The organism is Anaeromyxobacter sp. PSR-1 (assembly GCF_000964525.1).
Lineage (GTDB): Bacteria > Myxococcota > Myxococcia > Myxococcales > Anaeromyxobacteraceae > Anaeromyxobacter.
The window spans coordinates 1-2,410 of sequence record NZ_BAZG01000317.1 but is presented as its reverse complement, the minus strand read 5'-3'; the positions used below and the strand labels follow the sequence as shown (position 1 = coordinate 2,410).

3 protein-coding genes and 1 pseudogene are annotated in these 2,410 nt (G+C 77.8%); 2 read left to right on the top strand and 2 right to left on the bottom strand.

Going from position 1 to position 2,410, the window contains the following annotated elements:
• Window positions 1-160: adenylyl-sulfate kinase (locus PSR1_RS22905; protein ID WP_152643429.1), on the bottom strand; the 160-nt coding region annotated here is incomplete at its 3' end.
• A complete protein-coding gene (locus tag PSR1_RS22900; RefSeq protein ID WP_059439602.1) occupies window positions 157-1,272 on the bottom strand; it encodes a phosphotransferase in 1,116 nt (371 codons plus the stop codon). The genes PSR1_RS22900 and PSR1_RS22905, both read right to left, overlap by 4 nt.
• Before the next feature lie 133 nt (window positions 1,273-1,405).
• Between PSR1_RS22900 and PSR1_RS22895 the strand changes: the two genes are divergently transcribed.
• A complete protein-coding gene (locus tag PSR1_RS22895; protein WP_059439601.1) occupies window positions 1,406-2,203 on the top strand; it encodes a prolipoprotein diacylglyceryl transferase in 798 nt (265 codons plus the stop codon).
• 15 nt (window positions 2,204-2,218) lie between these two features.
• Window positions 2,219-2,410 (top strand): annotated as a pseudogene (locus PSR1_RS22890) (molecular chaperone DnaJ); the annotation flags it as partial.

Genomic DNA, 2,410 nt, shown 5'->3' with positions numbered 1-2,410 from the left:
GGTCGTAGCCCGGCGCCGGCGAGAGCGCGGCCCGCACCGCGTCGCCGTCGAGCAGCACCGCCGGGCGGTCCGCCGCGCGCACGCGCGCCACCAGCGCCCGGCCGAAGGTGCTCTTGCCGGAGGAGGGGAGCCCGGTCACCCACACCACCGCGCCGCTCATGCGCCCTCCGCCGCGAACAGCGCGTCCGCCTCGCCCGGCTCGAGCCGCCCGGCGTCGAGCGTCCGCTCCGCCAGCCCGAGGAGCCGGTCGCGCGCCGGCGCCGGCAGGTGCGGGTAGAAGCGCGGGCAGGCGAGCACCAGCGCGCGCCAGGCGAGGTACGCCGGCGCGGTCTCCAGCACCGCGCGGTCGCCGGTGCCGGCGAGGTAGCGCTCCCAGGCGCGCCGCCACAGCTCGCGCAGCCCGCCCGCCCAGGCGCCGGGGTGGCCCAGCGCGAAGAACGGGTAGTTCACCGTGAGCGCGACCACGTCGTCGGCCGGGTCGCCGGCGCCGCCGCGCGAGGCGTCGAGCAGGGTGAAGCCGGCGCCGTCCTCGCCCGGGCCGGGCGGGCGGAACACCACGTTGAACGGGTGGAAGTCGCCGTGCGTGCGCGCGAGCCGGCCGGCCCGCGCGCGCAGCGCCCAGCGCGCCGCCAGGCACCGTTCCTCGAGCGCCCGGAGCCGCGCCGGCGGGGCCGCCGGCACGTCCGGCGGGTACGCGTCCACCAGGCCGAAGATCCCCTCGCCGTGGCCGAGGAGGTCGCGCACCGCGCGCCGCCAGGCCACCGGGTCGTCGATCCGCTCCGCGTGCAGGCGCACCAGGTAGTCCACCAGCGCGTCCGCCCGCGCCCGGTCGAGCGGCCCGGCGCCCTGCGCGGCCACGCGCCGGAGGTCGTCGGCGTACAGCGTCCCGTCGGCCCAGTCGGTGGCGAGCCAGAACTCGCCCGCCCCGCCCAGCGACACGAGGCGCCCGTCGGCCGCGATCGCGCCCACGTCGAGCGCGCGCACGTGGCGCGGGAAGCGGCCGAACAGGTCGTACGCGAGCAGCGCGCCCTCGGCGCGATCCGCGCGCCGGTCGTGGCCGAACTCGTTGGGCGCCTGCGTGCGGAACACGAAGCGCCGCTCGCCGCCGCCGGGCAGCCGCACCGTCACGCGCTGCGGCCGGCCGTAGCCGATGGCCTTGTCGCCGCCGCCGGCGTCGGGGCCGAGCGGCTCGATCCGCGCGACCGCGCCGCCCGGGAACAGCGCGGCGGCGAGCGAGGCCAGCGCCTCCGCGCCCGGGATGGTCGGGGCCATGGGCCACCTCCTCCGCCCGAGGATAGGCCCGCGCGGGCGGCCCGGGGCCGGCGCCCGCCGGGTCGCGGCGGGGTGCCGCGGACGGTGGGCTTTCGCGTGGACCGCCGGCCGTCCGGGAGGTAAAGCTGCGCCGATGCCCCTCGCGATCATCCCCTGGTTCGAGCTCCCCAGCGCCTCGCTCGGCCCGTTCACCCTCCAGTCCTTCGGCGTGCTCTCCGCGCTCGGGATCCTCGCCGCCGTCCAGCTCTCCGCGCGCGGCGCGAAGCAGCTCGGCAAGGACCCGCAGGTCATCCTCGACTTCGCGGTGGTGGGGGTGCTGGCGGGCGTGGTGCTGGGGCACCTCGCGCACCTGTTCTTCTACCACCCGGAGGAGCTGCAGGACCCGCTGCGCATCTTCAAGTTCTGGGAGGGCCTCTCGTCGATGGGCGGCCTCGCCGGCGGCATGGTCGCCGCGGCGGTCTACTTCCGGCGCAAGCGCGTGCGCTTCACCGCCTACGCCGACGCGTTCGCGCTGGGCGTGGCGCCGGGCTGGGGCATCGCGCGGGTGGGCTGCTTCACGGTGCACGATCACCCGGGCCGACTCACCGACTTCTTCCTCGCGGTCCGGTTCCCGGACGGCCCCCGCCACGACCTCGGGCTGTACGAGGCCATCCTGCTGCTGTCGCTCGGGGCGGTGCTGTGGGCGCTGCACCGCCGCGACGTGCTGCGCGGCCGGCTGCTGCCGCTGCTCGCGCTCGTGTACGGGATCGGGCGCTTCCTGCTCGACTTCCTGCGCGCGACCGACGTGTCCTACGCCGACGCGCGCCACCTCGGCCTCACCTTCGCGCAGTACTTCGCGGTGGCGCTCGTCGCCTACGCGGTGTGGGGCTTCGGCAGGCGCCTGTCCGACGAGGAGCGGGTCCGGGTCTCCACCGGCGTCGGCCGCCGGTGATAGAACCGGGGGCGCATGTCCCCTCGCGAGCGAGCGCTCGGGCTCGCCCGGCTCCCCGCCCCGCCCCCCGGACCGGCCGAGCTGGCCGAGGCCCGGCTGCGGGCGCTGCTCGACGAGATCGCCGCGCTGGATCGCGAGCTGGAGGCGTGCTCGGCGGAGCTGGCGGCGTTCGCGCATCGCTGGGAGCGCGCGCTCGGCGAGGCGTTC